Source organism: Streptomyces sp. NPDC127084 (genome assembly GCF_042724175.1).
GTDB lineage: Bacteria > Actinomycetota > Actinomycetes > Streptomycetales > Streptomycetaceae > Streptomyces.
Genome location: NZ_JBHXFA010000090.1, coordinates 1 through 26,425 on the forward strand (window position 1 = coordinate 1; position 26,425 = coordinate 26,425).

A 26,425-nucleotide genomic window follows, 5' to 3' on the forward strand; every position below is an offset into this window, starting at 1 on the left:
CGGGGCCTCGGCGCCCGCCCCCCCCCCACCCCCCGGGGGGGCGGGGGGGGCGCAAGCGCGCCCGCCCCCGGGGGGGGTGAAAACACCCCGCCGGAGTTGGGTCCCCACACCCCCGCCACCCCGCGCCTCGTCGCCGAATCAGCGTGATATCGGTCATGCGCCGAGGCCGTCGCCTTGCGATCGATGTCGGGGACGCCCGGATCGGGGTCGCCTCGTGCGACCCCGACGGGGTCCTCGCCACACCGGTGGAGACCGTGCCGGGACGTGATGTCCCGGCCGCCCACCGGCGGCTGCGCCAGATCGCCGAGGAGTACGAACCGATCGAGGTCGTGGTGGGCCTGCCCCGCTCGCTCAGCGGCGGCGAAGGCCCGGCCGCGGCCAAGGTCAGGGCCTTCGCCCAGGAGCTGGCCCGCGGTATCGCACCGGTACCGGTGCGGCTCGTCGACGAACGGATGACCACGGTCTCGGCGGCTGCGGGGCTGCGGGCCTCCGGGGTGAAATCCCGGAAAGGCCGCTCGGTCATCGACCAGGCGGCTGCTGTGATCATCCTCCAGAACGCTCTTGAGTCCGAACGGGTATCGGGTAATCCTCCCGGGGAGAGCGTCGAAGTGGTCATCTGATCGCGATACGGTAACGTTCCGCGCGATGCGGCCGCCTATTCGAACAGCTGCCGCACTACGTAGAGGCGAGCCGACCCGGGCGCCTCACGGCCGTTTGGGGATCGATGACTGAATATGGCCGGAGCCCTGGCTCCGAACCGTGGCATCCCGAGGACCCCGCCGCGCCTTCCGCCTACGGGCAGCAGGGCCACGGCGGGGACCAGGGATGGACCGGTCATCAGGCGCCCCCCGGCCATGACCAGGGCTACGGCACCCAGCAGTACGGGAACGACCAGTACCAGCAATACGAGCAGTACCAGCAGTCGTACCCGTACCAGGCGCAGCAGCACTACGGCGACCACCCGCAGCAGCCGTACCAGCAGCCCGCCGACCAGCAGGTCTACGGGACGGGCTCCCACCAGTACGCCGACCGGCAGTACCCCGCGCAGGGCTACGGCGACCAAAACCGTCGCGCCCAGGGCTACGTTGAGCAGCAGCAGCAGCAGTCGCAGTACCAGTACGGCGCCGGAGGCTGGGACACCGCCCAGCAGGCCGCGATGCCGTACGAGCCCTCCGCCCCCGCCCCTTATGGGGACTACTGGCCCGACCCCTACGGCACTCCCGAGGCCTATCCGCCGCCGCAGCCACCAGGCCGCCGCGGCGCCCCTCCCGCCTCCCCGGGATCGGCGACCGGCGACCAGGAAGAGCAGGAAGAGGAAACCCACCCCTTCTTCACCGGCGAGGACACTGACGACGATGCCGACGACCCGGGCGGATCACGTGGTGGCTCGGGCGGGGACCGCGGCCGGGGCGGCAGGAACACCAAGAACACCAAGAAGCAGAAGAAGGGCCGCAACGGCGTCGCCTGCCTGTTCGTCGCGGTCGTGCTGGCCGCAGGCGTCGGCGGTGTGGGTTATGTCGGCTACCAGTTCTGGCAGGACAAGTTCGGCGCCGCACCGGACTTCGAGGGCCGAGGCAGCGGCTCCGTCCAGGTGGAGATCCAGCCCGGCGCGACCGGCGCCGACATCGGCAACGCCCTCAAGAACGCGGGCGTGGTCAAGAGCGTCGACGCCTTCATCGCCGCGCAGAGCGCCAACCCCGAGGGGGGCAAGATCCAGGACGGCGTGTACACGCTGAAGAAGGGCATGTCGGCGGCGAGCGCCGTCGAGATGATGCTCAGCCCCGCCAGCCGCAACGGCTTCAGCATCCCCGAGGGCCAGCGCAACGTCTGGGTCTACGAGCAGATCGACAAGCGCCTCGAACTCAAGCGCGGCACGACGGAGTCCGTCGCCAGGGAACAGGCCGACAGCCTCGGCCTGCCCGAGTGGGCCAAGGGTCACAAGAACGTCAAGGACCCGCTGGAGGGCTTCCTCTTCCCCGCCACCTATCCGGTCGCCAAGGGAGCCAAGCCCGAGGCCGTCCTCAAGAAGATGGTCGCTCGTGCCAACCAGGAGTACGACAAGGCCGACCTGGAGGCCAAGGCCGAGAAGGTCGGGCTCGACAGTCCCTGGGAACTTCTCACCGTGGCGAGCCTGGTCCAGGCCGAGGGCAAGACCGAAGTCGACTACCGAAAGATGGCCGAGGTCGTCTACAACCGGCTCAAGGCCACCAACACGGAAACGAATCAGCTGCTCCAGTTCGACTCGGCCTTCAACTACCTCAAGGGCCAGAGCAAGATCGACATCAGCGAATCCGAGATCAACAGCAACCAGGACCCGTACAACACGTACACCCAGAAGGGCCTCACCCCGGGCCCCATCGGCAACCCGGGGCAGAAGGCGCTGCTGGCCTCGACCAACCCGACGGCCGAGGGCTGGATGTACTTCGTCGCCACCGACGGCGAGCACAAGACCGAGTTCGCCAAGACGCACGCCGAGTTCCAGAGGCTGAAGGACAAGTTCAATGAGCAGCGCGGCAGTCAATGAACCCCGAAGGGCCGCCGTCCTGGGCTCTCCGATCGCCCACTCGCTGTCCCCTGTGCTGCACCGTGCCGCGTACGCCGCGCTCGGACTCGGCGACTGGACCTACGACCGCTTCGAGGTGAACGAGGAAGAGCTGCCCGGTTTCATCGGGCAGCTCGGGTCCGGCTGGGCCGGGCTGTCGCTGACCATGCCGCTCAAGCGCGCGATCATCCCGCTGCTCGACCGGATCAGTGATACGGCTGCCTCCGTGGAAACGGTCAACACCGTCGTGTTCACCGAGGACGGCCGCCGCACCGGGGACAACACCGACATCCCCGGCATGATCGCCGCGCTGCGGGAACGCGGCGTGGACAAGGTCGATCACGCGGCCGTGCTCGGGGCCGGTGCCACCGCCGCATCGGCGCTCGCCGCGCTCGCCCGGATCTGTACCGGACCGGTCACCGCCTACGTACGCACCCGCGCCCGCGCCGAGGAGATGCGGGGCTGGGGCGAACGACTCGGTGTGGAGGTCCACACCGCCGACTGGGCGGAGGCCGCCCACGCCTTCGACGCCCCGCTGGTCATCGCCACCACCCCGGCCGGCGCCACCGACGTCCTCGCGCCCTACGTCCCGGAGCGTCCCGGCACCCTCTTCGACGTGGTCTACGACCCCTGGCCGACCCCGCTCGCGGCCGCCTGGGCCGAGGGGGGCGGAGCCGTCGTCGGCGGGCTCGACCTGCTGGTGCACCAGGCCGTCCTCCAGGTCGAGCTGATGACCGGCCGCACACCGGGGCCGCTGGACGCGATGCGCTCCGCTGGTGAGCGGGCCCTCGCGGAACGCTGAGCGTGCACCCCGGTTGCGAGCGGTTTCGCGGTGTCCCACACCCCGGGCCGCTGCCCGGACACTCCGGCGCACCGCACCCGTAGGGGCACACCGCGAGACCTGCCCGCACCGCAGGTGACCGCGGGACCACAGGGCGCGGGTATCCGGCGGAATCCGGGGGCCGGCGGCCGGGGGTGGACGCGGGAGTCCGAAAGCTGGACCACGATCAACTTCACATCCCGGACGTGGGAGGATCGAAGGAGGCAGACCAGGGCCGCGCGCCCGTGCCAACGCCGGGAGGCGCTCCTTGGTCGCGCCGTCGCATCCAGGCGTGAGGAAGAGGAGCACCGTTGAGCAGGTTGCGCTGGCTGACCGCGGGGGAGTCGCACGGCCCCGCACTGGTGGCGACGCTGGAGGGCCTTCCCGCCGGTGTCCCGGTCACCACCGAGATGGTGGCCGATCACCTGGCCAGGCGGCGCCTCGGCTATGGACGCGGCGCGCGGATGAAGTTCGAGCGGGACGAGGTCACCTTCCTCGGCGGCGTACGGCACGGCCTCAGCCTCGGCTCCCCGATCGCGGTCATGGTCGGCAACACCGAATGGCCCAAGTGGGACAAGGTCATGGCAGCCGACCCGGTGGACCCGGACGAGCTCGCCGCTCTCGCGAGGAACGCCCCGCTGACCCGTCCCCGCCCCGGCCACGCGGACCTCGCCGGCATGCAGAAGTACGGCTTCGACGAGGCCCGGCCGATCCTGGAGCGCGCCAGCGCCCGGGAGACCGCGGCCCGGGTCGCACTCGGCGCCGTGGCCCGCTCCTACCTCAAGGAGACCGCGGGCATCGAGATCGTCTCCCACGTCGTGGAGCTGGCCGCGGCGAAGGCCCCGTATGGCCTGTACCCCACCCCCGCCGATGTCGAGAAGCTGGACGCCGACCCGGTGCGCTGCCTCGACGCCGAGGCGTCGAAGGCGATGGTCGCCGAGATCGACCAGGCCCACAAGGACGGCGACACCCTCGGTGGAGTGGTCGAGGTACTCGCTTACGGGGTGCCCGTCGGCCTCGGTTCCCACGTCCACTGGGACCGGCGCCTCGACGCCCGGCTCGCCGCCGCGCTCATGGGCATCCAGGCCATCAAGGGCGTCGAGGTCGGCGACGGCTTCGAACTGGCGCGGGTGCCCGGCTCCCAGGCGCACGACGAGATCGTCGCCACGGACGACGGCATCCGGCGCACATCCGGCCGCTCGGGCGGCACCGAGGGCGGACTCACCACCGGCGAACTGCTGCGCGTCCGCGCCGCGATGAAGCCGATCGCCACCGTGCCCCGGGCCCTGAAGACCATCGACGTGGCCACCGGCGAGGCCGCGGCCGCGCACCACCAGCGCTCCGACGTGTGCGCCGTGCCGGCTGCCGGGATCGTCGCCGAGGCCATGGTCGCGCTGGTCATCGCCGACGCGGTCGCCGAGAAGTTCGGCGGTGACAGCGTCACTGAGACCCGCCGCAACGTGCGGGCGTACCTCGACCACCTGGCCATCAGGTGAACGGCGCACACCCAGCCACGGGGCCGCGGGTCGTGCTGATCGGGCCGATGGGCGTCGGCAAGTCCACCGTCGGTGCCCTGCTCGCCGAGCGACTCGGCATCGGCTACCGGGACACCGACGCCGACATCGTCAGCGCCGAAGGCCGGGAGATCTCGGACATCTTCATCGAGGACGGCGAGCCGCGCTTCCGCGAGCTGGAGCGCGCCGCGGTACGAGCGGCCGTCGCCGAGCACACGGGTGTGCTGTCCCTCGGCGGTGGAGCGATCCTCGACGCGGACACCCGGGAGCTGCTGGCTCCGCTCCCCGTGGTCTACCTCTCGATGGACGTGGAGGAGGCCGTGCGGCGCGTGGGGCTGAACACCGCCCGTCCGCTGCTCGCCGTCAACCCGCGCCGCCAGTGGCGCGAGCTGATGGAAGCCCGGCGCCATCTCTACACCGAAGCCGCGCACGTCGTCGTCGCCACCGACGAGCGCACTCCCGAAGAGGTCGCACAGGCGGTCCTCGACGCACTCGAAGCGAAGGACACATGACCGACCAGCCCCAGGACCAGGCAGTCACCCGCATCCAGGTCGCCGGAACGGCGGGCACCGACCCTTACGAGGTGCTCGTCGGCCGCCGACTGCTCGGTGAACTCCCCGGGCTGATCGGCTCCAAGGCGAAGCGCGTCGCCGTCATCCACCCCGAGGCACTCGCCGAGACCGGTGAGGCGATCCGCCAGGACCTCGCCGACGAGGGGTACGAGGCCGTCGCCATCCAGGTGCCGAACGCCGAGGAGGCGAAGACCGCCGAGGTCGCCGCGTACTGCTGGAAGGCGCTCGGGCAGACCGGGTTCACCCGCACCGACGTCATCGTGGGCGTCGGCGGCGGCGCCACCACCGACCTCGCCGGATTCGTCGCCGCGAGCTGGCTGCGCGGGGTGCGCTGGATCGCCGTGCCGACGACGGTGCTCGGCATGGTCGACGCGGCCGTGGGGGGCAAGACCGGCATCAACACCGCCGAGGGCAAGAACCTGGTGGGCGCCTTCCACCCGCCGGCCGGGGTGCTCTGCGACCTCGGCGCGCTCGACTCGCTGCCTGTGCACGATTACGTCAGCGGGATGGCCGAGATCATCAAGGCCGGTTTCATCGCCGACCCCGCGATCCTCGAACTGATCGAGGCCGACCCGCAGGCCGCCCGTACCCCGGCAGGACCGCACACCGCGGAGCTCATCGAGCGCTCCATCCGGGTCAAGGCGGAGGTCGTGTCCAGCGACCTCAAGGAGTCAGGGCTGCGCGAGATCCTCAACTACGGCCACACACTGGCCCACGCCATCGAGAAGAACGAGCGCTACAAGTGGCGGCACGGTGCCGCGGTCTCCGTCGGTATGGTCTTCGCCGCCGAACTGGGCCGACTGGCCGGGCGGCTGGACGATGCGACCGCCGAGCGCCACCGGACGGTCCTGGAGTCCGTCGGGCTTCCGCTCACCTACCGCGGCGACCAGTGGCCCAAGCTCCTGGAGACCATGAAGGTCGACAAGAAGTCACGGGGCGACCTGCTGCGGTTCATCGTCCTGGACGGACTGGCGAAGCCGACCGTGCTGGAGGGCCCCGACCCGGCAGTGCTGCTCGCGGCCTTCGGGGAGGTGTCCGCGTGAGCCGCCGCGTGCTCGTCCTCAACGGACCCAACCTCGGGCGGCTTGGCTCCCGCGAACCCGATGTCTACGGTTCCACCTCGTACGCGGGCCTCGTGGACGCCTGCCGGGACCTCGGCAAGGAACTCGGCTTCGACGTGGACGTACGCGAGACCAACGACGAGGGCGAGATGATCCGCTGGCTGCACGAGGCCGCCGACGATGCCATCCCGGTCGTGCTGAACCCCGGTGCGTTCACGCACTACTCGTACGGGATGCGCGACGCGGCGGCCCAGCGGACCGCGCCGCTCATCGAGGTGCACATCTCCAACCCGTACACACGGGAGGAATTCCGCCACACGTCGGTGGTCGCTGCGGTCGCGTCCGGTACCGTCGCGGGGTTCGGGATCGGCTCGTACCGGCTGGCACTGCGGGCGCTCGCGGACGAACTCGGAAGCTGAGGCGGGCCGCCCCGGGCACTCAGTACCGGTCCCGGGCGTTCCCCTTGCGGGGGCAGGGGAGGGTACGGTTCGATCCGGGCCGGTCAACTGCCGCCCGACCAGCACGAACTCGTACGAGACGGAGTGGCACCGGATGCACGACGCAGGGGAGGCTCCACTGCCGCCTGGCGGACCGGGACCAGGACACGGGCCGACCGCATGGGGGTACGGGCAGCAGGCTCAGCACCCTGCCCCGCCGCCGCGGCCCCCGCACCCGGCCGCCCCGCCTCCGGTTCCGCCGCACCAGGGGCCAACCGCCCCGCCTCCGGGCCCTCCACCCCAGCATCCACCGAACGGGCTCCCGGGTGCGCCCAATCAGGGTGCCCCCGCCCCGCCGCAGGTCCCGGCCGGAACCGGCTGGACCGCTCCCACCCAGCCCAGCCATCCCTCGGCGCCTGCGTCACCGCCTGACAGCACGGGGTACCTCCGGCTGCCACCCGGTGGGCCCGTGACCCTGCCGCCGTCCGTGCCGCAGGACAGCGGCACCGGCTCCGCCATGCTCGCCGTGCTGCTCATCGGCCCGGCCGGCGCGGGCAAGACGACGGTGGCCCGGCACTGGGCGTCGGGCCGCCGGGTGCCCACCGCACACATCAGCCTGGACGACGTCCGCGAATGGGTCTGCTCCGGCTTCGCCGACCCCCAGTCGGGCTGGAACGACCGGTCCGAGGCCCAGTACCGCCTCGCCCGCCGGACCTGTGGATTCGCCGCACGCAACTTTCTGGCCAACGGCATCTCATGCATACTCGACGACGCCGTCTTCCCGGACCGGCCGGTCGTCGGCCTCGGAGGCTGGAAACGCCATGTCGGCCCGGGTCTGCTGCCCGTGGTCCTGCTTCCCGGCCTCGACGTGGTCCTCGAACGCAATGCGGAGCGCAGCGGGAACCGGCGTCTCTCCGATGAAGAGGTCGCAGGTATCCACGGCCGGATGGCCGGGTGGTACGGCTCTGGCCTGCCGATCATCGACAACTCGCACCACGACGTCGAGACCACGTCACGCGCACTGGACGAGGTCCTGGCCCGGGCCCTGGCGAGCCCTCCGGCCTGGTAGGCGGTCAGGGCCGCCGGGCGGACGGGGCGCTGCCCGGTTCTCGGCTGGCCGGGCTACGGCTCGATCAGCCCGACCCGGATCGCGTAACGCGTGAGCTCCAACCGGTCAGCTGCGCAACGTCGGTGCCGGCCTGGGATTCGACTTCGCCCTGACCCCGTCGCCGCCGGGCACGCACAGCTGCTCGCCCGCACGCTGCGGGCCGGGCCCGCGCTGCTGCCCTGGCGCGGGGCCCTCGCCGCCGAAACACGGGAGGCCGGGTCCGACCGGGACCCGGCCGCCACGCCGGGGGCCACGGGCGGGAAGCGACGGCCGCTGGGCCGAAAGGGTGAAAGCGAAATGCGCTGAACCGGGACGCCGGGCGCTCAGACCCCGGAGGAGCCGATGTCGCCGGCACCCCGTACGGCCGCGCTCGACCGGCCGAATCGTCGCCGGGCTCTTACGCTCGTGTCATGTCCGAGGTGTTCGCTGCCCGCCGAGGGCGGTTGCGGGACAGGTTCGCCGCCGCGGGAAGCGCCGCGGCACTGGTGTCGCGGCCTGCCAATGTCCGGTATCTCGCAGGGGCCGCGCCCCCGGGTGCCGTGCTGCTGCTCGGCCCCGAAGGGCCCGGCGATGACTCGCTGGTCTGCCCCAGCACCCCTTCGGGTGATGTGCTGGAAGGCAGGCTCGACGAGGGCATGCGGCAGACGGTGCTGTCGGCCGACGGCGCCGACCCCGCCGTGGCGGCGGCGCAGACCGCCCGCGCGGCCGGTGCCGACTCCCTCGCCGTCGAGGAGCACCATCTCACCGTCGCCCGGCATCGTGCCCTCGGCTCCGTGGCCTCCCAGCTGCTGCTGTGCGACCTGGGTGGCGCGGTCGAGCAGCAGCGGATGGTCAAGGACGAGGACGAGATCGCCTGTATCCGGATCGCCGCCGAGATCGCCGACCAGGCGCTCGGCGAACTCCTGGAATCCATCCTCGTGGGTCGTACCGAGCGCCATCTCGCGCTCGAACTAGAGCGCCGCCTCGTGGACCACGGCGCCGACGGCCCGGCCTTCCCCACCTCCGTCGCCACCGGGCCGAACGCCGGACTGAGCGGGCACCGCCCCTCCGACCGGCGGGTCGAGGAAGGTGATTTCCTCTCTGTCTGCCTCGGCGCCAACTACCGTGGCTACCGCTGCGAGATCGGCCGTACCTTCGTCATCGGCACCACCCCGGCCGACTGGCAGATCGAGCTCTACGACCTCGTCTTCGCCGCTCAACGGGCCGGACGTGAGGCCCTGACACCCGGCGCCGCGTACCGGGACGTGGACCGTGCGGCACGCCAGGTCCTCAATTCGGCGGGCCACGCTGAAGGCCTCACACCCTGGATCGGGCACGGCGTCGGACTCGAAATCGACGAGGACCCGCAGCTGGCGCCTGCGGCCATGGGTAAACTGGACGCTTGTGTGCCGGTCACCGTCGAACCGGGGGTCCACCTCCCGGGCCGGGGCGGGGTCCGGATCGATGACACGCTCGTCGTACGCCAGGAGGCGGACGGCGGACCCGAGCTACTCACCATCACGACCAAGGAGCTGCTCGCGCTGTAGCGCGAACCTTCGCACTCCTGGGTCGTCCACCAGCGTCAGTCCAGGAGATTCCGCAACCGTGGCCACCACGAACGACCTCAAGAACGGCATGGTGCTCAAGCTCGACAACGACCAGCTGTGGTCCGTCGTCGAGTTCCAGCACGTCAAGCCCGGCAAGGGCCCGGCCTTCGTGCGCACCAAGCTCAAGAACGTGCTGTCCGGCAAGATCGTCGACAAGACCTTCAACGCCGGCATCAAGGTCGAGACGGCCACCGTCGACCGCCGCGACATGCAGTTCTCGTACATGGACGGCGAGTACTTCGTGTTCATGGACATGCAGACGTACGACCAGCTGCACGTCGCCCGCGCCGCTGTCGGCGACGCCGCCAACTTCCTCATCGAGGGCTTCACCGCCACCGTCGCCACGCACGAGGGCGAGGTGCTCTACGTCGAGCTCCCGGCCGCGGTCGAGCTCGTCATCCAGGAGACCGAGCCGGGCGTCCAGGGTGACCGCTCCACCGGTGGCACCAAGCCCGCCACCCTGGAGACCGGATACACCATCCAGGTGCCGCTCTTCATCACCACCGGCGAGAAGATCAAGGTCGACACGCGTTCCGGCGACTACCTCGGCCGGGTGAACAGCTAACCGTGGCTGCCCGCAACAAGGCCCGCAAGCGCGCCTTCCAGATCCTCTTCGAGGCCGACCAGCGCGGGGCCTCCGTGCAGACCGTCCTCGCCGACTGGATCCGGCACTCGCGGACCGACGACCGCCAGCCGCCGGTCAGTGAGTACACGATGGAGCTGGTCGAGGGGTACGCGAAGCACGCGGACCGCATCGACGAGCTCATCGCCACCTATGCGGTGGGCTGGACGCTCGACCGCATGCCGGTGGTGGACCGCAACATCCTGCGGCTCGGTGCGTACGAGCTGGTGTGGGTGGACGAGACTCCGGACGCGGTCGTGATCGACGAGGCGGTCCAGCTGGCCAAGGAGTTCTCCACGGACGAGTCCCCCTCGTTCGTGAACGGCCTCCTCGCCCGCTTGAAGGACCTCAAGCCGAGCCTCCGCCGCGAGGTCTAGCCCCCACGGCACAGAGCCCCGCAGTACGCGTACTGCGGGGCTCTGGCGCGCTTCCCCACGCCCGGGCCAGGCCGCACCTCGCCCTCACGGCTCGCTCGGGGCAAGCCGCTGCGGTACACCGCGAAACCCCGCGCCCGTACCGCGCACCCCATGCGACAACGGGGCACCGGGGCCCGGCCGACCGGAAACGCCATCGGGCCGGGAGGAAGATCCCCCGGCCCGATGTCACGTTTCTGCAAGCGGGCGTCAGCCCTCCTCGTGCGCCACGGCCCGCCGCGCGTCCGCGTCCAGCACACCCCAGCTGATGAGCTGCTCGGTCAGGACCGAAGGCGACTGGTCGTAGATCACGGCAAGCGTGCGCAGGTCGTCCTGGCGGATCGACAGCACCTTGCCGTTGTAGTCACCGCGCTGGCTCTGGATGGTGGCCGCGTAGCGCTGGAGCGGCCCCGCCTTCTCCGCGGGGACATGCGCCAGGCGCTCCAGGTCGAGCACGAGCTTCGGCGGCGGCTCGGCGGCCCCGCCGGGCGTGGTGCCCGGGAGAAGCTCCTGCACCGGGACACCGTAGAAGTCCGCCAGCTCGGCCAGGCGCTGCACGGTCACGGCGCGGTCGCCGCGCTCGTAGGACCCGACGACAACGGCCTTCCAGCGGCCCTGGGACTTCTCCTCCACCCCGTGGAGGGAAAGCCCCTGCTGGGTGCGGATGGCGCGGAGCTTGGCCCCGAGCTGCTTTGCGTATTCGCTGGACATATAGCTCCCCGGACACTGAATCGACGTGCGGCTCGGCCGCGCGGCTGGTCACTCACTGTGAGGTTACGCAGCGTGATTTGGCTGCGTCAAGCCGAAAGGTCCGTGCGACCCTCCCGAGGGGTGTGACCAGGGCACCTGCGGGCCCCTGGTACCGTGGACGACGCACAATCCGACGTCCTTTAAGGTCCGTCCCGTGAGGCGGAGAAGGAGGTCCGTTTCTTATGGACGCACACAGCTCCGATGCCGCGCGCCCCGTTCTCGAGGGCCCCGACATCGCGCGGGTACTGACCCGCATCGCACACGAGATTGTCGAACGTGCCAAGGGCGCCGAAGACGTGGTGCTCCTCGGCATCCCGACACGCGGGATCCATCTTGCCCGCCGTCTGGCCGGCAAGCTCGCCGAGATCACCGGACGCACCGTCCCGGTGGGCTCGCTCGATATCACCATGTACCGCGATGACCTGCGGCTTCGCCCCGCTCGCGCCCTCGCGCGCACGGATATTCCGGCAGCGGGCATCGACGGCCGTCTGGTCGTCCTCGTGGACGACGTCCTCTTCTCCGGACGTACCATCCGCGCCGCCCTCGACGCGCTGAACGACATCGGCCGGCCGCGCGCGGTCCAGCTCGCCGTACTGGTCGACCGGGGCCACCGGGAACTGCCCATCCGCGCCGACTACGTCGGGAAGAACCTCCCCACGTCGCTGCGGGAGACGGTGAAGGTACAGCTCGCCGAGGAGGACGGTCGCGACACCGTGCTGCTCGGCATGGGCGAGACCACCCCTGCCGGTCGGCAGTAGCCCCCGCGCCCGGTCCGGGCGCGGAGCGGCAATCCAGCCCGGCCCGGACGAAGCGCCCCGCGGCGCGCCCGCGCGCTCGCACGCCCCGTATACCGCCACACATCGGAGCACACCCAGATGAAGCGTCACCTCATCTCGGCCGCCGACCTCACCCGTGATGACGCCGTCCTCGTACTCGACACCGCCGAGGAGATGGCCCGGGTCGCCGACCGGCCGATCAAGAAGCTGCCCACCCTGCGCGGCCGGACCGTCGTCAACCTCTTCTTCGAGGACTCGACCCGGACCCGGATCTCCTTCGAGGCCGCCGCCAAGCGGCTTTCCGCCGATGTCATCAACTTCTCCGCCAAGGGGTCCTCGGTCTCCAAGGGCGAGTCCCTGAAGGACACCGCCCTGACCCTGGAGGCGATGGGCGCCGACGCCGTCGTCATCCGCCACCACGCCTCCGGTGCCCCCTACCGACTCGCGAACTCGGGCTGGATCGACGGCGCCGTCGTCAACGCGGGCGACGGCACACACGAGCACCCCACCCAGGCCCTGCTGGACGCCTTCACGATGCGCCGCCGCCTCGTCGGCCGGGACGCGGGCATGGGGCGCGATCTGGAAGGCCGGCGGATCACCATCGTCGGCGATGTGCTGCACAGCCGGGTGGCCCGCTCGAATGTGCATCTGCTGCACACACTCGGCGCCGAGGTCACGCTCGTGGCACCGCCGACGCTGGTTCCGGTCGGTGTCGGGAGCTGGCCGTGCGAGGTCTCGTACGACCTGGACGCCGTGCTGCAGAAGTCCGACGCGGTGATGATGCTGCGGGTCCAGCGCGAGCGGATGAACGCCGCGTTCTTCCCGACCGAGCGCGAGTACTCGCGCCGCTACGGTCTCGACGGCGACCGGATGGCCCGGATGCCCGAGCACGCCATCGTGATGCACCCCGGCCCGATGAACCGGGGCATGGAGATCACCGCGGAGGTGGCCGACTCGGACCGTTGCACCGCGGTCGAGCAGGTGGCCAACGGCGTGTCCATCCGGATGGCCGTCCTCTACCTGTTGCTCGGCGGTTCCGAGCCCGCTGTGTCCGCCGCGAATGCCCGCACCGAGGAGACGAAGTAACCCATGAGCCCCATGAGCAAGACCCTGATCCGTGGCGCGAAGGTACTCGGCGGCGAGGAGCTGGATGTCCTGATCGAGGGCGAGAAGATCGCCGCCATCGCCCGTCAGGGCGAGATCGCCCCGGGCGGGGCCGGCCCTGACGCCGAGGGCGCCACCGTCATCGAGGCCGAAGGCAAGGTCCTGCTGCCCGGACTGGTCGATCTGCACACGCATCTGCGTGAGCCCGGCCGTGAGGACTCCGAGACCGTCCTCACCGGCACCCGTGCCGCCGCCAGCGGCGGCTACACCTCCGTGTTCGCCATGGCCAACACCTTTCCCGTCGCCGACACCGCCGGGGTGGTCGAGCAGGTGTGGCGGCTCGGCCGGGAGCACGGCTACTGCGATGTGCAGCCCATCGGCGCCGTCACCGTGGGCCTGGAGGGCAGGAAGCTCGCCGAGCTGGGTGCGATGCACGAGTCCGCCGCGGGTGTCACCGTGTTCTCCGACGACGGGAAGTGCGTGGACGACGCGGTGATCATGCGCCGGGCCCTGGAGTACGTGAAGGCCTTCGGCGGGGTCGTCGCCCAGCACGCCCAGGAGCCGAGGCTGACCGAGGGTGCCCAGATGAACGAGGGCGTCGTCTCGGCGGAGCTGGGCCTCGGCGGCTGGCCCGCCGTCGCCGAAGAGTCGATCATCGCCCGCGATGTGCTGCTCGCCGAGCATGTCGGCTCACGCGTGCACATCTGCCACCTGTCGACCGCGGGATCGGTCGAGATCGTCCGCTGGGCCAAGTCCCGCGGAATCGACGTCACCGCCGAGGTCACCCCGCACCACCTGCTCCTCACCGACGAGCTGGTCCGCACGTACAACCCGATCTACAAGGTCAACCCGCCGCTGCGTACCGAGCGCGATGTCTTGGCGCTCCGCGAGGCCCTGGCGGACGGCACGATCGACATCGTCGCCACCGACCACGCCCCGCACCCGCACGAGGACAAGGACTGCGAGTGGGCCGCGGCGGCGATGGGCATGGTGGGCCTGGAGACCGCTCTGTCCGTGGTCCAGCAGACGATGGTCGAGACCGGTCTGCTGACCTGGGAAGGCGTCGCGGACAGGATGTCCTTCGCGCCCGCCCGGATCGGGCAGGCCGTCGGCCATGGCCGTCCCGTCTCGGAGGGTGAGCCCGCGAACCTCACCCTGGTCGATCCGTCATACCGTGGAACAGTGGACCCCGCGGGCTTCGCCTCCCGCAGCCGCAACACCCCCTACGAGGGCCGTGAGCTGCCGGGTCGCGTCACCCACACCTTCCTGCGGGGCCGGGCGACGCTCATGGACGGGAAGCTGGCGTGACACCTGCACTGATGAATCTGGCGGCGGAATTTTCGGCCACAGCGGCCACAGCCGCCGCGGCGGTCGAACCGAAGTCCGCGGAGGTGACCGACTGGGCCGCCCGCATCGGCTGGGTGCTGGGCCTGCTGCTCTTCGTCGTCCTCGTCTACTGGCTGATGCGCCAGGGCTGGAAGTGGCGCGGTGAGCTCCAGTCGGACCTGCCCGAGCTGCCCACCGCGCCCGCGGCCACGGAACCGGCGCGCCTGAGCCTCACCGGCCGCTACCACGGCTCGACCAGCGCGGGCCAGTGGCTGGACCGGATCGTGGCGCACGGCCTCGGCAGCCGCAGCCGTGTCGAGCTCAGCCTCGGCGACGCGGGGGTCACCGTGGTGCGCCCCGGGGCCACCGACTTCCTGATCCCCACCGCCGCACTGCGCGGGGCCCGTCTGGACAAGGGCATCGCCGGCAAGGTCCTCGCCGAGGGTGGACTGCTGGTCATCACCTGGGAGCACGGCGAGCGGCAGCTCGACTCCGGCTTCCGCTCCGACCGCGCTGCCGAGCACGCCGCCTGGGTCGAAGCCGTCAACGCAATCACTTCGAACACTTCGAACCACACCACGATCCCGACGGAAGGCGCCGCACGATGACGACCTCCACCAGGGGAACCCGCGTTCCCGCCGTACTCGTCCTGGAGGACGGCCGCACGTTCCGGGGCCGCGCCTACGGGGCCGTGGGGGTGACCTTCGGCGAGGCCGTGTTCTCCACCGGTATGACCGGCTACCAGGAGACCCTCACCGACCCCTCGTACCACCGCCAGGTGGTGGTGATGACAGCCCCGCACGTCGGCAACACCGGCGTCAACGACGAGGACCCCGAGTCCTCCCGCATCTGGGTGGCCGGGTACGTCGTACGCGACCCCGCCCGCATCCCCTCCAACTGGCGCTCCCGGCGCACCCTGGACGAAGAGCTGGCCCGGCAGGGCGTCGTCGGTATCAGCGGAGTCGACACCCGCGCCCTCACCCGCCATCTGCGTGAGCGGGGCGCCATGCGCGTCGGCATCTTCTCCGGAAACGCGCTGCCCGACGCGGGCTCCATGCTCGCCGAGGTGCGCCAGGCGCCCGAGATGAAGGGCGCCGACCTCTCCGCCGAGGTCGCAACCAAGGAGCGCTACGTCGTCCCCGCGATCGGCGAGAAGCGCTTCACCGTCGCCGCCATCGACCTCGGCATCAAGGGCATGACCCCGCACCGGATGGCCGAGCGCGGTATCGAGGTGCATGTGCTGCCCGCCACCGCGACCGCCGACGACGTGTACGCCGCCGACCCGGACGGTGTGTTCTTCTCCAACGGGCCCGGCGACCCGGCCACCGCCGACCACGCCGTCTCCGTGATGCGGGCTGTCCTGGAGCGCAGGACGCCGCTGTTCGGCATCTGCTTCGGCAACCAGATCCTGGGCCGGGCACTCGGCTTCGGTACGTACAAGCTCAAGTACGGCCACCGGGGCATCAACCAGCCCGTGCAGGACCGTACGACCGGCAAGGTCGAGGTCACCGCCCACAACCACGGCTTCGCCGTCGACGCCCCGCTCGACAAGGTCTCCGAGACCCCCTACGGCCGCGCCGAAGTCTCCCACGTCTGCCTCAACGACGACGTGGTGGAAGGCCTCCAACTGCTCGACCAGCCGGCCTTCAGTGTCCAGTACCACCCCGAAGCGGCTGCGGGCCCGCACGACGCCGCGTACCTGTTCGACCGCTTCGTCACCCTGATGGAGGGCCAGCGTGCCTAAGCGCACCGATATCCAGTCCGTCCTGGTCATCGGCTCCGGCCCGATCGTCATCGGCCAGGCCGCCGAGTTCGACTACTCCGGCACCCAGGCCTGCCGTGTCCTCAAGTCCGAGGGCCTGCGGGTCATCCTGGTGAACTCCAACCCGGCGACGATCATGACCGACCCGGAGATCGCCGACGCCACCTACGTCGAGCCGATCACCCCGGAGTTCGTCGAGAAGATCATCGCCAAGGAGCGCCCCGACGCGCTGCTGCCCACCCTCGGCGGTCAGACCGCGCTGAACACCGCGATCTCCCTGCACGAGGCCGGGATCCTGGACAAGTACGGTGTCGAGCTGATCGGCGCCAACGTCGAGGCCATCAACAAGGGCGAGGATCGCGATCTCTTCAAGGAGGTCGTGGCGGCCGTCAACCGCAAGATCGGCCACGGGGAGTCCGCCCGCTCGGTCATCTGCCACTCCATGGACGATGTCCTCAAGGGCGTCGACACGCTCGGCGGCTACCCGGTGGTCGTCCGCCCCTCCTTCACCATGGGCGGCGCCGGATCCGGCTTCGCGCACGACGAGGACGAGCTGCGCCGTATCGCGGGCCAGGGCCTCACCCTGTCTCCCACCACCGAGGTGCTCCTGGAGGAGTCCATCCTCGGCTGGAAGGAGTACGAGCTGGAGCTGATGCGCGACAAGAACGACAACGTCGTGGTCGTCTGCTCCATCGAGAACTTCGACCCGATGGGCGTCCACACCGGTGATTCGATCACCGTCGCCCCGGCGATGACCCTGACCGACCGCGAGTACCAGATCCTGCGGGACATCGGCATCGCCGTCATCCGCGAGGTCGGCGTGGACACCGGCGGCTGCAACATCCAGTTCGCGGTCGACCCCGTGGACGGCCGGGTCATCGTCATCGAGATGAACCCCCGGGTGTCCCGGTCCTCCGCGCTGGCGTCCAAGGCCACCGGATTCCCGATCGCGAAGATCGCGGCCCGGCTCGCCGTCGGCTACACGCTGGACGAGATCCCCAACGACATCACCGAGCAGACCCCGGCCTCCTTCGAGCCGACGCTCGACTATGTGGTGGTCAAGGCCCCGCGCTTCGCCTTCGAGAAGTTCCCGGCCGCCGACAACACCCTCACCACCACCATGAAGTCGGTGGGCGAGGCCATGGCGATCGGCCGCAACTTCACCGAAGCCCTCCAGAAGGCCCTGCGCTCCCTGGAGAAGAAGGGCTCGCAGTTCGAGTTCACCGGCCCCGTCGGCGACAAGGCCTCTCTGCTGCGCGATTCGGCCCGCCCCACCGACGGCCGGATCAACACCGTCATGCAGGCGATCCGTGCCGGGGCCACGCCTGAGGAGATCTTCGAGTCGTCGAAGATCGACCCCTGGTTCGTGGACCAGCTCTTCCTCATCAAGGAGATCGCCGACGAGCTCGCCGCCGCCGAGAAGCTCGACCCCGAGCTGCTCGCCGAGGCCAAGCGGCACGGTTTCTCCGACGCGCAGATCGCCGGCATCCGCGGGCTGCGCGAGGACGTGGTGCGCGAGGTGCGGCACGCCCTCGGGATCCGCCCCGTCTACAAGACGGTGGACACCTGTGCCGCCGAGTTCGCCGCGAGGACCCCGTACTTCTACTCCTCCTACGACGAGGAGACCGAGGTCGCCCCGCGCGAGAAGCCCGCGGTGATCATCCTCGGTTCGGGGCCCAACCGCATCGGCCAGGGCATCGAGTTCGACTACTCCTGCGTGCACGCCTCCTTCGCGCTCAGCGACGCGGGCTTCGAGACCGTGATGGTCAACTGCAACCCGGAGACCGTCTCCACCGACTACGACACCTCCGACCGGCTCTACTTCGAGCCGCTCACCCTGGAGGACGTGCTGGAGATCGTGCACGCCGAGACCCTCGCGGGCCCGGTCGCCGGTGTCGTGGTCCAGCTCGGCGGTCAGACCCCGCTGGGCCTGTCCCAGGCCCTCAAGGACAACGGCGTCCCGGTCGTGGGCACCTCGCCCGAGGCGATCCACGCCGCCGAGGACCGCGGCGCCTTCGGCCGCGTACTCGCCGAGGCCGGGCTGCCCGCCCCCAAGCACGGCACCGCGACCACCTTCGCCGGAGCCAAGGCGATCGCCGACGAGATCGGCTACCCCGTCCTCGTACGCCCGTCGTACGTGCTCGGCGGGCGCGGCATGGAGATCGTCTACGACGAGACCCGCCTCGAGTCGTACATCGCCGAGTCCACCGAGATCAGCGCGGACCGCCCGGTGCTGGTCGACCGCTTCCTCGACGACGCCATCGAGATCGACGTCGACGCCCTCTACGACGGCACCGAGCTGTACCTCGGCGGCGTCATGGAGCACATCGAGGAGGCCGGGATCCACTCCGGCGACTCCGCCTGCGCGCTGCCCCCGATCACCCTCGGCGGCCACGACATCAAGCGGCTGCGGGCCTCCACCGAGGCCATCGCCAAGGGCGTAGGGGTGCGCGGACTGATCAACATCCAGTTCGCGATGGCCGGCGACATCCTGTACGTGCTGGAGGCCAACCCGCGCGCCTCCCGGACCGTGCCGTTCACCTCCAAGGCGACCGCAGTGCCGCTCGCCAAGGCCGCGGCCCGGATCTCGCTCGGAGCCACCGTCGCCGAGCTGCGCGCCGAGGGCCTGCTGCCCGCGCAGGGCGACGGCGGCACACTGCCGATGGACGCACCGATCTCCGTCAAGGAGGCCGTGATGCCGTGGAGCCGCTTCCGCGACATCCACGGGCGCGGCGTCGACACCGTCCTCGGCCCGGAGATGCGCTCCACCGGCGAGGTCATGGGCATCGACTCGGTCTTCGGCACCGCCTATGCCAAGTCGCAGGCGGGTGCCTACGGCCCGCTGCCCACCAAGGGCCGCGCCTTCATCTCCGTCGCCAACCGCGACAAGCGCTCGATGATCTTCCCGGCCCGTGAGCTGGTGGCCCACGGCTTCGAGCTCTTCGCCACGTCCGGCACGGCCGAGGTGCTCAAGCGCAACGGCCTGCACGCCACCATCGTGCGCAAGCAGTCCGAAGGCGAGGGCCCGAACGGCGAGAAGACCATCGTCCAGCTGATCCACGACGGCCAGGTCGACCTGATCGTCAACACCCCGTACGGCACCGGCGGCCGACTCGACGGCTACGAGATCCGCACCGCGGCCGTGGCCCGCGGAGTCCCGTGCCTCACCACGGTGCAGGCGCTCGCCGCCGCCGTACAGGGCATCGACGCGCTCAACCACGGAGGCGTGGGAGTGCGCTCACTCCAGGAACACGCGGAACACCTGACCGCGGCCCGCGACTAGCAGCCCACGAGGGGGACACCGGCAACGGTGTCCCCCTCTTCATGAAGTCGCATGTCTGACCACATGTCTCCATGAGGACACCCAGGACCACACAGGACACCGATTCGATGTACGAGTTCTTCTTCAACCTGGTCTTCAAGCGAATGGACCCCGAGGACGCCCACCACCTGGCCGTCCGCTGGATCCGCGTCGCGGCCCGCGTCCCCGTGCTGCGCACTTTCGCAGCCGCCGCACTGGCCCCCCGCTACAGGGAACTGCGCACCGAGGCGCTGGGCCTGCGCATGCACGGCCCCTTCGGGCTGGCCGCCGGCTTCGACAAGAACGCCATCGCCATCGATGGCATGAGCATGCTCGGCTTCGACCATGTCGAGATCGGCACGGTCACCGCCCAGCCGCAGCCCGGCAACCCCAGGAAGCGCCTCTTCCGGCTGATCCCCGACCGTGCGCTGATCAACCGCATGGGCTTCAACAACGAGGGCTCCGCCGCCGTCGCCGCCCGGCTCGCGGCCCGCCGGGCGGTCTTCAGGACCGTCGTCGGCGTCAACATCGGCAAGACCAAGGTCGTGCCCGAGGCGGAGGCCGTCGCCGACTACGTCACCTCCACCGAGCGGCTGGCCGCCCACGCCGACTACCTCGTGGTCAACGTCAGCTCGCCCAACACCCCCGGTCTGCGCAACCTCCAGGCGACCGAGTCCCTGCGCCCGCTCCTCGCCGCCGTGCGCGAGGCCGCCGACCGCACCGTCACCGCCCGCCGGGTACCGCTGCTGGTCAAAATCGCCCCGGACCTGGCCGACGAGGACGTCGACGCCGTCGCCGACCTCGCGGTCGAGCTCGGACTGGACGGCATCATCGCCACCAACACGACCATCGCCCGCGACGGCCTCGGCCTGAAGTCGGACCCGGAACTGGTGGAGGAGACCGGCGGGCTGTCCGGCGCACCCGTCAAGGAGCGCTCCCTGGCCGTCCTGCGCCGCCTGTACGGCCGTGTGGGAGACCGGATCACCCTCGTCGGTGTAGGGGGCGTCGAGAACGCCGAAGACGCCTGGCAGCGCATTCTGGCCGGTGCCACGCTCGTCCAGGGTTACAGCGCCTTCATCTACGAGGGCCCGTTCTACGCCCGCGCGATCCACAAGGGCCTGGCTGCCCGCCTCGCCACCAGCCCGTACGCCACCCTCGCCGAAGCCGTCGGCGCCGACACCCGAGACACCCGAAAGGCGGCCACCGCATGAGCCACCAGGAAGCGTTCGGCGCCCGGCTGCGCCATGCCATGGACACCCGCGGCCCGCTGTGCGTCGGCATCGACCCGCACGCCTCGCTGCTCAGCGCCTGGGGCCTGGGCGATGACGTGGCCGGACTGGAGCACTTCACCCGCACGGTCGTCGAGGCGCTCGCCGACCGGGTGGCCGTACTGAAGCCGCAGTCGGCCTTCTTCGAACGCTTCGGCTCACGCGGGCTCGCGGTCCTGGAGAAGGCGGTCGAGGAGGCCCGGGCCGCCGGGACCCTGGTACTGATGGACGCCAAGCGCGGGGACATCGGCTCGACCATGGCCGCGTACGCGGAAACCTATCTGCGTGCGGACTCCCCGCTGTTCTCCGACGCCGTCACGGTCTCCCCGTATCTCGGCTTCGGCTCGCTGCGCCCGGCGCTCGACCTGGCCCGTGAGAGCGGCGCGGGCGTGTTCGTACTGGCCCTCACCTCCAACCCGGAGGGCGCCGAGGTGCAGCGGGCGACCGCGGAGGGCGGCGTCTCGCTGGCCCAGCTGATGCTGAACCACATGGCCGACGAGAACGCCGGAGCGCGGCCGCTGGGCTCGGTGGGCGCGGTCGTCGGGGCCACGCTGGGCCAGGCGGGCGCCGATCTGGACATCAACGGTCCGCTGCTCGCCCCGGGTATCGGCGCCCAGGGTGCGACCCCGGCGGATCTGCCGGGAGTCTTCGGCGCGCAGGTCCGCAACGTCCTTCCGAACGTGAGCCGCGGGGTGCTGACGCACGGCCCCGACATCTCGGCGCTGCGGGAGTCGGCCGCACGCTTCACGGACCAGGTGCGGGCCGCCGTGGCGTCGGCCACCTGACCGGCACAACCGCTTCCGGCAGCGATCGGAAGGCCCCGGCCATGATCGCCGCCGGAGTCGCCACCTGCGCGTTTGACCGACGGTTTCTTGACAGAAACCGGGTCAATATGCCTGGAATGTCCTGGTCGGTCGATGCTGACCAGGACTTTTCCGCTGTTCTCGCTGACGGGAGCGGCCCAGGCCGCTAGTCTCCGTCGAGAGCCGACGATGCAGCGCGCGGAATGCGTTGCTCGTTTGCTCGCCTGGCGTGGGGCCGTTGTGTTCCGCGCCGGTCCGTATCCGACAGTTCGACATCCGAGGTGACGTAGGCGTGGCTCTTCCGCCCCTTACCCCTGAACAGCGCGCAGCCGCGCTCGAAAAGGCCGCCGCGGCTCGCCGGGAGCGGGCCGAGGTCAAGAATCGACTCAAGCACTCCGGCGCCTCCCTCCACGAGGTCATCAAGCAGGGCCAGGAGAACGACGTCATCGGCAAGATGAAGGTCTCCGCCCTGCTCGAGTCCCTTCCCGGCGTCGGCAAGGTCCGCGCCAAGCAGATCATGGAGCGGCTCGGCATCTCCGAGAGCCGTCGTGTCCGGGGTCTCGGCTCCAACCAGATCGCCTCCCTGGAGCGCGAGTTCGGCGGCGGCGCCGCCTGACGTTCCCGGGCACTCCCGAGAACCTGGATAATCGCTGCATGGCAGCAGAGGTACGTCCGCGGCTGACCGTGCTCTCCGGCCCCTCCGGGGTGGGCAAGAGCACGGTCGTCGCCCATATGCGCAAGGTCCACCCCGAGGTCTGGCTCTCGGTGTCGGCCACCACCCGGAAGCCGCGCCCCGGAGAGCGGCACGGCGTTCAGTACTACTTCGTCACCGATGACGAGTTCGACAAGCTGATCGCCAATGGTGAGCTGCTGGAGTGGGCCGAGTTCGCGGGCAACCGCTACGGCACCCCGCGCAAGGCGGTCCAGGAGCGCCTGGAGTCCGGCGAACCGGTGCTGCTGGAGATCGATCTCCAGGGTGCCCGGCAGGTCAAGGAGTCCATGCCGGACTCGCAGCTGGTGTTCCTGGCTCCGCCGAGCTGGGACGAACTGGTGCGCCGGCTGACCGGCCGCGGCACCGAGGCGCCCGAGGTGATCGAGCGTCGTCTCGAAGCGGCCAAGGTCGAGCTGGCCGCCGAAGCCGAGTTCGACACCACCCTGGTCAACACCTCCGTCGAGGACGTGGCTCGTGAGCTGCTAGCCTTGATGGCAGTCGTTTGATCTTCGTCTGATTTCCTGACGTTCTCCGAAGATCTCCCTGAAACCCATCGGAAGGCTAGAGAGTGTCCTCTTCCATCACCGCGCCCGAGGGCATCATCAACCCCCCGATCGACGAGCTCCTCGAGGCCACTGACTCGAAGTACAGCCTCGTGATCTACGCGGCCAAGCGCGCGCGTCAGATCAACGCGTACTACTCGCAGCTCGGTGAGGGTCTGCTCGAGTACGTCGGTCCGCTGGTGGACACCCACGTCCACGAGAAGCCGCTCTCGATCTCCCTGCGTGAGATCAACGCGGGTCTGCTGACCTCCGAGCCCATCGACGGCCCGGCGTAGCAGACGCGTTCCACACGTCACCACAGGCCCGGCCGGGGCACCTCCCACCGCCCAGCGAGGGGGGAGCGCCCGGGCCGGGCCTGCGGTGTGTCAGTAGCCTGTTGTGTGTCATGTGTGTCAGCTGCCGCGCCTCGGCTGCGTGTTTGATCAAGGCGCGATCGAAAGGCGACCATGGTCGCCGTCCATGGGGAGCGGGAGCGCAGTGGACAAGCCGAAGGTCGTACTGGGAGTCAGTGGCGGGATCGCCGCGTACAAGGCGTGCGAGCTGCTGCGCAGGCTCACCGAGTCCGGGCATGACGTCCGCGTCGTCCCCACCGCGTCCGCCCTGAACTTCGTCGGCGCCCCCACCTGGTCGGCCCTCTCCGGGCACCCGGTGTCCACCGAGGTGTGGTCCGACGTCCACGAGGTCCCGCATGTACGGATCGGGCAGGAGGCGCAACTGGTCGTCGTGGCCCCCGCCACCGCCGATCTGCTCGCCAAGGCCGCCCATGGCCTCGCCGACGATCTGCTCACCAACACCCTGCTCACCGCCCGGTGCCCCGTCGTGTTCGCCCCGGCGATGCACACCGAGATGTGGGAGCACCCGGCGACCCAGGAGAACGTGGCGACGCTGCGCCGCCGCGGCGCGGTCGTCATCGAGCCCGCCGTCGGCAGGCTCACCGGTGTGGACACCGGCAAGGGGCGGCTGCCCGAGCCTGCCGAGATCTTCGAGGTCTGCCGGAACGTCCTGGCACGCGGTGTGCGTGCCCCGGACCTCACCGGTCGCCATGTCGTCATCAGCGCGGGCGGTACCCGCGAGCCCCTCGACCCGGTGCGCTATCTGGGCAACCGTTCATCCGGCAAGCAGGGGTACGCCCTGGCCCGCACGGCGGCTGCCCGCGGCGCCAAGGTGACCCTGATCGAGGCCAACACCGGCTTCGCCGACCCCGCGGGCGTGGACGTCCTCCATGTCGGCACGGCGGTGCAGCTCCGCGAGGCCGTCGTCAAGGCGGCTCTTCAGGCCGATGTGGTGGTGATGGCGGCGGCGGTCGCCGACTTCCGCCCGGCGGAGTACGCGTCAGGGAAGATCAAGAAGAAGGAGGGCGTGGAGCCCGCCCCGGTCGCCCTGGTGCGCAACCCGGACATCCTCGCCGAGATCTCCGCCGACCGCCCCCGACCTGACCAGATCGTCGTGGGCTTCGCCGCCGAGACCGACGACGTGCTCGCCAACGGCCGCGACAAGCTCCGCCGCAAGGGCTGCGACCTGCTGGTCGTCAATGAGGTGGGGGAGCGCAAGACCTTCGGCGCCGAGGAGAACGAAGCCGTGGTGCTGGCCGCCGACGGCGGCGAGACCCCGGTGCCGTACGGGCCCAAGGAAGCCGTCGCGGACACCGTGTGGGACCTGGTGGCTGCGCGACTGGGGTGACCGGCCCCTGCCGACCCGGCCAAGCGCCTGACCGGCGGCCCGGCTCCGCGACACGCCGAATGTGACACACGACGCATTCGGCGGTGCCGACGGCTCCGGAAGGAGGCCGGGCAGACAGGGGACGAACGGCGCTTATCGCCTTGAGTCACCGCGGCACGCGGTGGGCGTACGGCGGAATGCGGGATTCTGATCATCTGGGACGATCGGCGCGATGTGCCGCGACGTGCACTTTGTGTGGCTGAACGACTCCCGTGAGGCGGGACACGTGGTCCAATTGCCGACCTCTCCCGATAAACTGTTCTCGGAACGACGTGGGGCGCAGCCCCCGGCCGGTCCACCAATGATCAGCCAGCAGCCGCTGCAACCCCAGGGAGCGTTGTGTCCCGTCGCCTGTTCACCTCGGAATCCGTCACCGAAGGCCACCCCGACAAGATCGCTGACCAGATCAGCGACACCATTCTCGACGCGCTGCTCCAGGAGGACCCCACCTCCCGTGTCGCCGTCGAGACGCTGATCACCACCGGCCTGGTGCACGTGGCCGGAGAGGTGACCACCAAGGCCTACGCCGACATCCCCACCCTGGTGCGCAACAAGATCCTCGAGATCGGCTACGACTCCTCGAAGAAGGGCTTCGACGGCGCCTCCTGCGGTGTCTCGGTCTCCATCGGCGCACAGTCCCCGGACATCGCCCAGGGTGTCGACACGGCGTACGAGTCCCGGGTGGAAGGCGACGCAGACGAGCTCGACAAGCAGGGCGCCGGCGACCAGGGCCTGATGTTCGGTTACGCCTGCGACGAGACCCCCGAGCTGATGCCGCTGCCGATCCACCTCGCGCACCGGCTCTCCCGCCGCCTGTCCGAGGTCCGCAAGAACGGGACCATCCCGTACCTGCGCCCCGACGGCAAGACCCAGGTCACCATCGAGTACGACGGCGACAAGGCCGTCCGGCTCGACACCGTCGTGGTGTCCTCGCAGCACGCCTCCGACATCGACCTCGACTCGCTGCTCGCACCCGACATCCGCGAGTTCGTCGTCGAGCACGTGCTCAAGGAGCTCGTCGAGGACGGCATCAAGCTGGACACCGACGGGTACCGCCTGCTGGTGAACCCGACCGGCCGCTTCGAGATCGGCGGCCCGATGGGCGACGCCGGCCTCACCGGCCGCAAGATCATCATCGACACCTACGGTGGAATGGCCCGCCACGGTGGCGGCGCCTTCTCCGGCAAGGACCCGTCCAAGGTCGACCGCTCCGCCGCGTACGCCATGCGCTGGGTCGCCAAGAACGTCGTGGCGGCCGGTCTCGCCGCCCGCTGCGAGGTCCAGGTCGCGTACGCGATCGGCAAGGCCGAGCCCGTCGGCCTCTTCGTGGAGACCTTCGGCACCGCCACGATCGACACCGACAAGATCGAGAACGCCATCGGCGAGGTCTTCGACCTCCGCCCGGCCGCGATCATCCGCGACCTCGACCTGCTCCGCCCGATCTACGCCCAGACCGCGGCGTACGGCCACTTCGGCCGCGAGCTCGCCGATTTCACCTGGGAGCGCACCGACCGCGTGGAAGCACTGCGCGCGGCGGCCGGTCTGTAAGCCGTACTCCGGCCCTGGCCAGGGCCGTTCGGGAAAGCCCCCGGCGGCCACCCGACGCGGCGCTCACGCCCCTCTCGGTGAGTGGGCGGGGGGGTCGGGATGACGCGGTGAGCCGCGG

The 26,425-nt window shown here is 70.4% G+C and carries 25 protein-coding genes; 24 read left to right on the forward strand and 1 reads right to left on the reverse strand.

Going from position 1 to position 26,425, the window contains the following annotated elements:
* Window positions 1-155 precede the first annotated feature (155 nt).
* The 11 genes from ruvX (at window position 156) to nusB (ending at window position 10,639) form a co-directional block, all read left to right on the forward strand.
* Window positions 156-620, forward strand: a complete 465-nt coding sequence (ruvX, locus tag ACFWI9_RS20900; protein ID WP_387164050.1) for a Holliday junction resolvase RuvX — start codon at window positions 156-158, stop codon at window positions 618-620.
* 104 nt (window positions 621-724) lie between these two features.
* Window positions 725-2,524 carry an endolytic transglycosylase MltG gene (gene mltG / locus ACFWI9_RS20905; RefSeq protein WP_387164052.1) on the forward strand — a complete coding sequence of 600 codons (1,800 nt, stop codon included), beginning with the start codon at window positions 725-727 and terminating at the stop codon, window positions 2,522-2,524.
* Window positions 2,502-3,344: a shikimate dehydrogenase gene (locus tag ACFWI9_RS20910; RefSeq protein ID WP_387164054.1), complete on the forward strand. Its 843-nt coding sequence runs from the start codon at window positions 2,502-2,504 to the stop codon at window positions 3,342-3,344. The genes mltG and ACFWI9_RS20910 overlap by 23 nt, the downstream gene beginning before the upstream one ends.
* 329 nt (window positions 3,345-3,673) lie before the next feature.
* The gene (aroC, locus tag ACFWI9_RS20915; protein ID WP_387164056.1) at window positions 3,674-4,858 is read left to right on the forward strand and encodes a chorismate synthase; all 1,185 of its coding nucleotides are present in this window, start codon (window positions 3,674-3,676) and stop codon (window positions 4,856-4,858) included.
* A gap of 47 nt (window positions 4,859-4,905) precedes the next feature.
* Window positions 4,906-5,388: a shikimate kinase gene (locus ACFWI9_RS20920; protein WP_387164093.1), complete on the forward strand. Its 483-nt coding sequence runs from the start codon at window positions 4,906-4,908 to the stop codon at window positions 5,386-5,388.
* Window positions 5,385-6,491: a 3-dehydroquinate synthase gene (gene aroB / locus ACFWI9_RS20925; protein WP_387164057.1), complete on the forward strand. Its 1,107-nt coding sequence runs from the start codon at window positions 5,385-5,387 to the stop codon at window positions 6,489-6,491. The genes ACFWI9_RS20920 and aroB overlap by 4 nt, the downstream gene beginning before the upstream one ends.
* A complete protein-coding gene (gene aroQ / locus ACFWI9_RS20930; protein ID WP_387164059.1) occupies window positions 6,488-6,928 on the forward strand; it encodes a type II 3-dehydroquinate dehydratase in 441 nt (146 codons plus the stop codon). Before aroB ends, aroQ begins: the two co-directional genes overlap by 4 nt.
* A 133-nt stretch (window positions 6,929-7,061) precedes the next feature.
* The gene (locus ACFWI9_RS20935) at window positions 7,062-8,015 is read left to right on the forward strand and encodes an AAA family ATPase (RefSeq protein ID WP_387164061.1); all 954 of its coding nucleotides are present in this window, start codon (window positions 7,062-7,064) and stop codon (window positions 8,013-8,015) included.
* 449 nt (window positions 8,016-8,464) lie between these two features.
* Window positions 8,465-9,580: a M24 family metallopeptidase gene (locus tag ACFWI9_RS20940; protein ID WP_387164063.1), complete on the forward strand. Its 1,116-nt coding sequence runs from the start codon at window positions 8,465-8,467 to the stop codon at window positions 9,578-9,580.
* A 58-nt stretch (window positions 9,581-9,638) separates the two neighbouring features.
* Window positions 9,639-10,205, forward strand: coding sequence for an elongation factor P (gene efp / locus ACFWI9_RS20945; protein ID WP_338675446.1), 567 nt, complete (start codon window positions 9,639-9,641; stop codon window positions 10,203-10,205).
* A gap of 2 nt (window positions 10,206-10,207) precedes the next feature.
* Entirely contained in the window at window positions 10,208-10,639 is a 432-nt protein-coding gene (gene nusB / locus ACFWI9_RS20950) for a transcription antitermination factor NusB (RefSeq protein ID WP_387164064.1), read from the forward strand.
* Window positions 10,640-10,885: 246 nt separating this feature from the next.
* Here nusB and bldD read toward each other — a convergent pair whose 3' ends face one another.
* Complete coding sequence (gene bldD / locus ACFWI9_RS20955) at window positions 10,886-11,386, reverse strand: transcriptional regulator BldD (RefSeq protein ID WP_017945577.1); 501 nt, start codon at window positions 11,384-11,386, stop codon at window positions 10,886-10,888.
* Window positions 11,387-11,607: 221 nt separating this feature from the next.
* Here bldD and pyrR point away from each other — a divergent pair, with 221 nt between their 5' ends.
* The 13 genes from pyrR to metK all read left to right on the forward strand — a co-directional run bounded on the left by pyrR (window position 11,608) and on the right by metK (window position 26,307).
* Window positions 11,608-12,183 carry a bifunctional pyr operon transcriptional regulator/uracil phosphoribosyltransferase PyrR gene (pyrR, locus tag ACFWI9_RS20960; protein ID WP_387164066.1) on the forward strand — a complete coding sequence of 192 codons (576 nt, stop codon included), beginning with the start codon at window positions 11,608-11,610 and terminating at the stop codon, window positions 12,181-12,183.
* Between the two features lie 117 nt (window positions 12,184-12,300).
* Window positions 12,301-13,287: an aspartate carbamoyltransferase catalytic subunit gene (locus ACFWI9_RS20965; protein WP_387164068.1), complete on the forward strand. Its 987-nt coding sequence runs from the start codon at window positions 12,301-12,303 to the stop codon at window positions 13,285-13,287.
* Window positions 13,288-13,299: 12 nt separating this feature from the next.
* Window positions 13,300-14,613 carry a dihydroorotase gene (locus ACFWI9_RS20970; protein ID WP_387164094.1) on the forward strand — a complete coding sequence of 438 codons (1,314 nt, stop codon included), beginning with the start codon at window positions 13,300-13,302 and terminating at the stop codon, window positions 14,611-14,613.
* Window positions 14,614-14,624: 11 nt separating this feature from the next.
* Window positions 14,625-15,239, forward strand: a complete 615-nt coding sequence (locus ACFWI9_RS20975; RefSeq protein WP_387164096.1) for a hypothetical protein — start codon at window positions 14,625-14,627, stop codon at window positions 15,237-15,239.
* A complete protein-coding gene (gene carA / locus ACFWI9_RS20980; protein ID WP_387164070.1) occupies window positions 15,236-16,375 on the forward strand; it encodes a glutamine-hydrolyzing carbamoyl-phosphate synthase small subunit in 1,140 nt (379 codons plus the stop codon). The genes ACFWI9_RS20975 and carA overlap by 4 nt, the downstream gene beginning before the upstream one ends.
* On the forward strand, window positions 16,368-19,676 hold the full coding sequence (carB, locus tag ACFWI9_RS20985) for a carbamoyl-phosphate synthase large subunit (RefSeq protein ID WP_387164072.1): 3,309 nt from the start codon (window positions 16,368-16,370) through the stop codon (window positions 19,674-19,676). Before carA ends, carB begins: the two co-directional genes overlap by 8 nt.
* Before the next feature lie 107 nt (window positions 19,677-19,783).
* Window positions 19,784-20,905, forward strand: a complete 1,122-nt coding sequence (locus ACFWI9_RS20990; protein WP_387164098.1) for a quinone-dependent dihydroorotate dehydrogenase — start codon at window positions 19,784-19,786, stop codon at window positions 20,903-20,905.
* Window positions 20,902-21,747: an orotidine-5'-phosphate decarboxylase gene (pyrF, locus tag ACFWI9_RS20995; RefSeq protein ID WP_387164074.1), complete on the forward strand. Its 846-nt coding sequence runs from the start codon at window positions 20,902-20,904 to the stop codon at window positions 21,745-21,747. The genes ACFWI9_RS20990 and pyrF overlap by 4 nt, the downstream gene beginning before the upstream one ends.
* A gap of 310 nt (window positions 21,748-22,057) precedes the next feature.
* Entirely contained in the window at window positions 22,058-22,381 is a 324-nt protein-coding gene (locus ACFWI9_RS21000; protein WP_005319887.1) for an integration host factor, read from the forward strand.
* 38 nt (window positions 22,382-22,419) lie between these two features.
* The gene (gene gmk / locus ACFWI9_RS21005; protein WP_387164075.1) at window positions 22,420-22,983 is read left to right on the forward strand and encodes a guanylate kinase; all 564 of its coding nucleotides are present in this window, start codon (window positions 22,420-22,422) and stop codon (window positions 22,981-22,983) included.
* Window positions 22,984-23,045: 62 nt separating this feature from the next.
* Window positions 23,046-23,315 carry a DNA-directed RNA polymerase subunit omega gene (rpoZ, locus tag ACFWI9_RS21010; RefSeq protein ID WP_387164077.1) on the forward strand — a complete coding sequence of 90 codons (270 nt, stop codon included), beginning with the start codon at window positions 23,046-23,048 and terminating at the stop codon, window positions 23,313-23,315.
* Window positions 23,316-23,517: 202 nt separating this feature from the next.
* On the forward strand, window positions 23,518-24,720 hold the full coding sequence (coaBC, locus tag ACFWI9_RS21015; RefSeq protein WP_387164079.1) for a bifunctional phosphopantothenoylcysteine decarboxylase/phosphopantothenate--cysteine ligase CoaBC: 1,203 nt from the start codon (window positions 23,518-23,520) through the stop codon (window positions 24,718-24,720).
* Window positions 24,721-25,098: 378 nt separating this feature from the next.
* On the forward strand, window positions 25,099-26,307 hold the full coding sequence (gene metK / locus ACFWI9_RS21020) for a methionine adenosyltransferase (RefSeq protein WP_387164081.1): 1,209 nt from the start codon (window positions 25,099-25,101) through the stop codon (window positions 26,305-26,307).
* The last annotated feature ends 118 nt before the right edge of the window (window positions 26,308-26,425 follow it).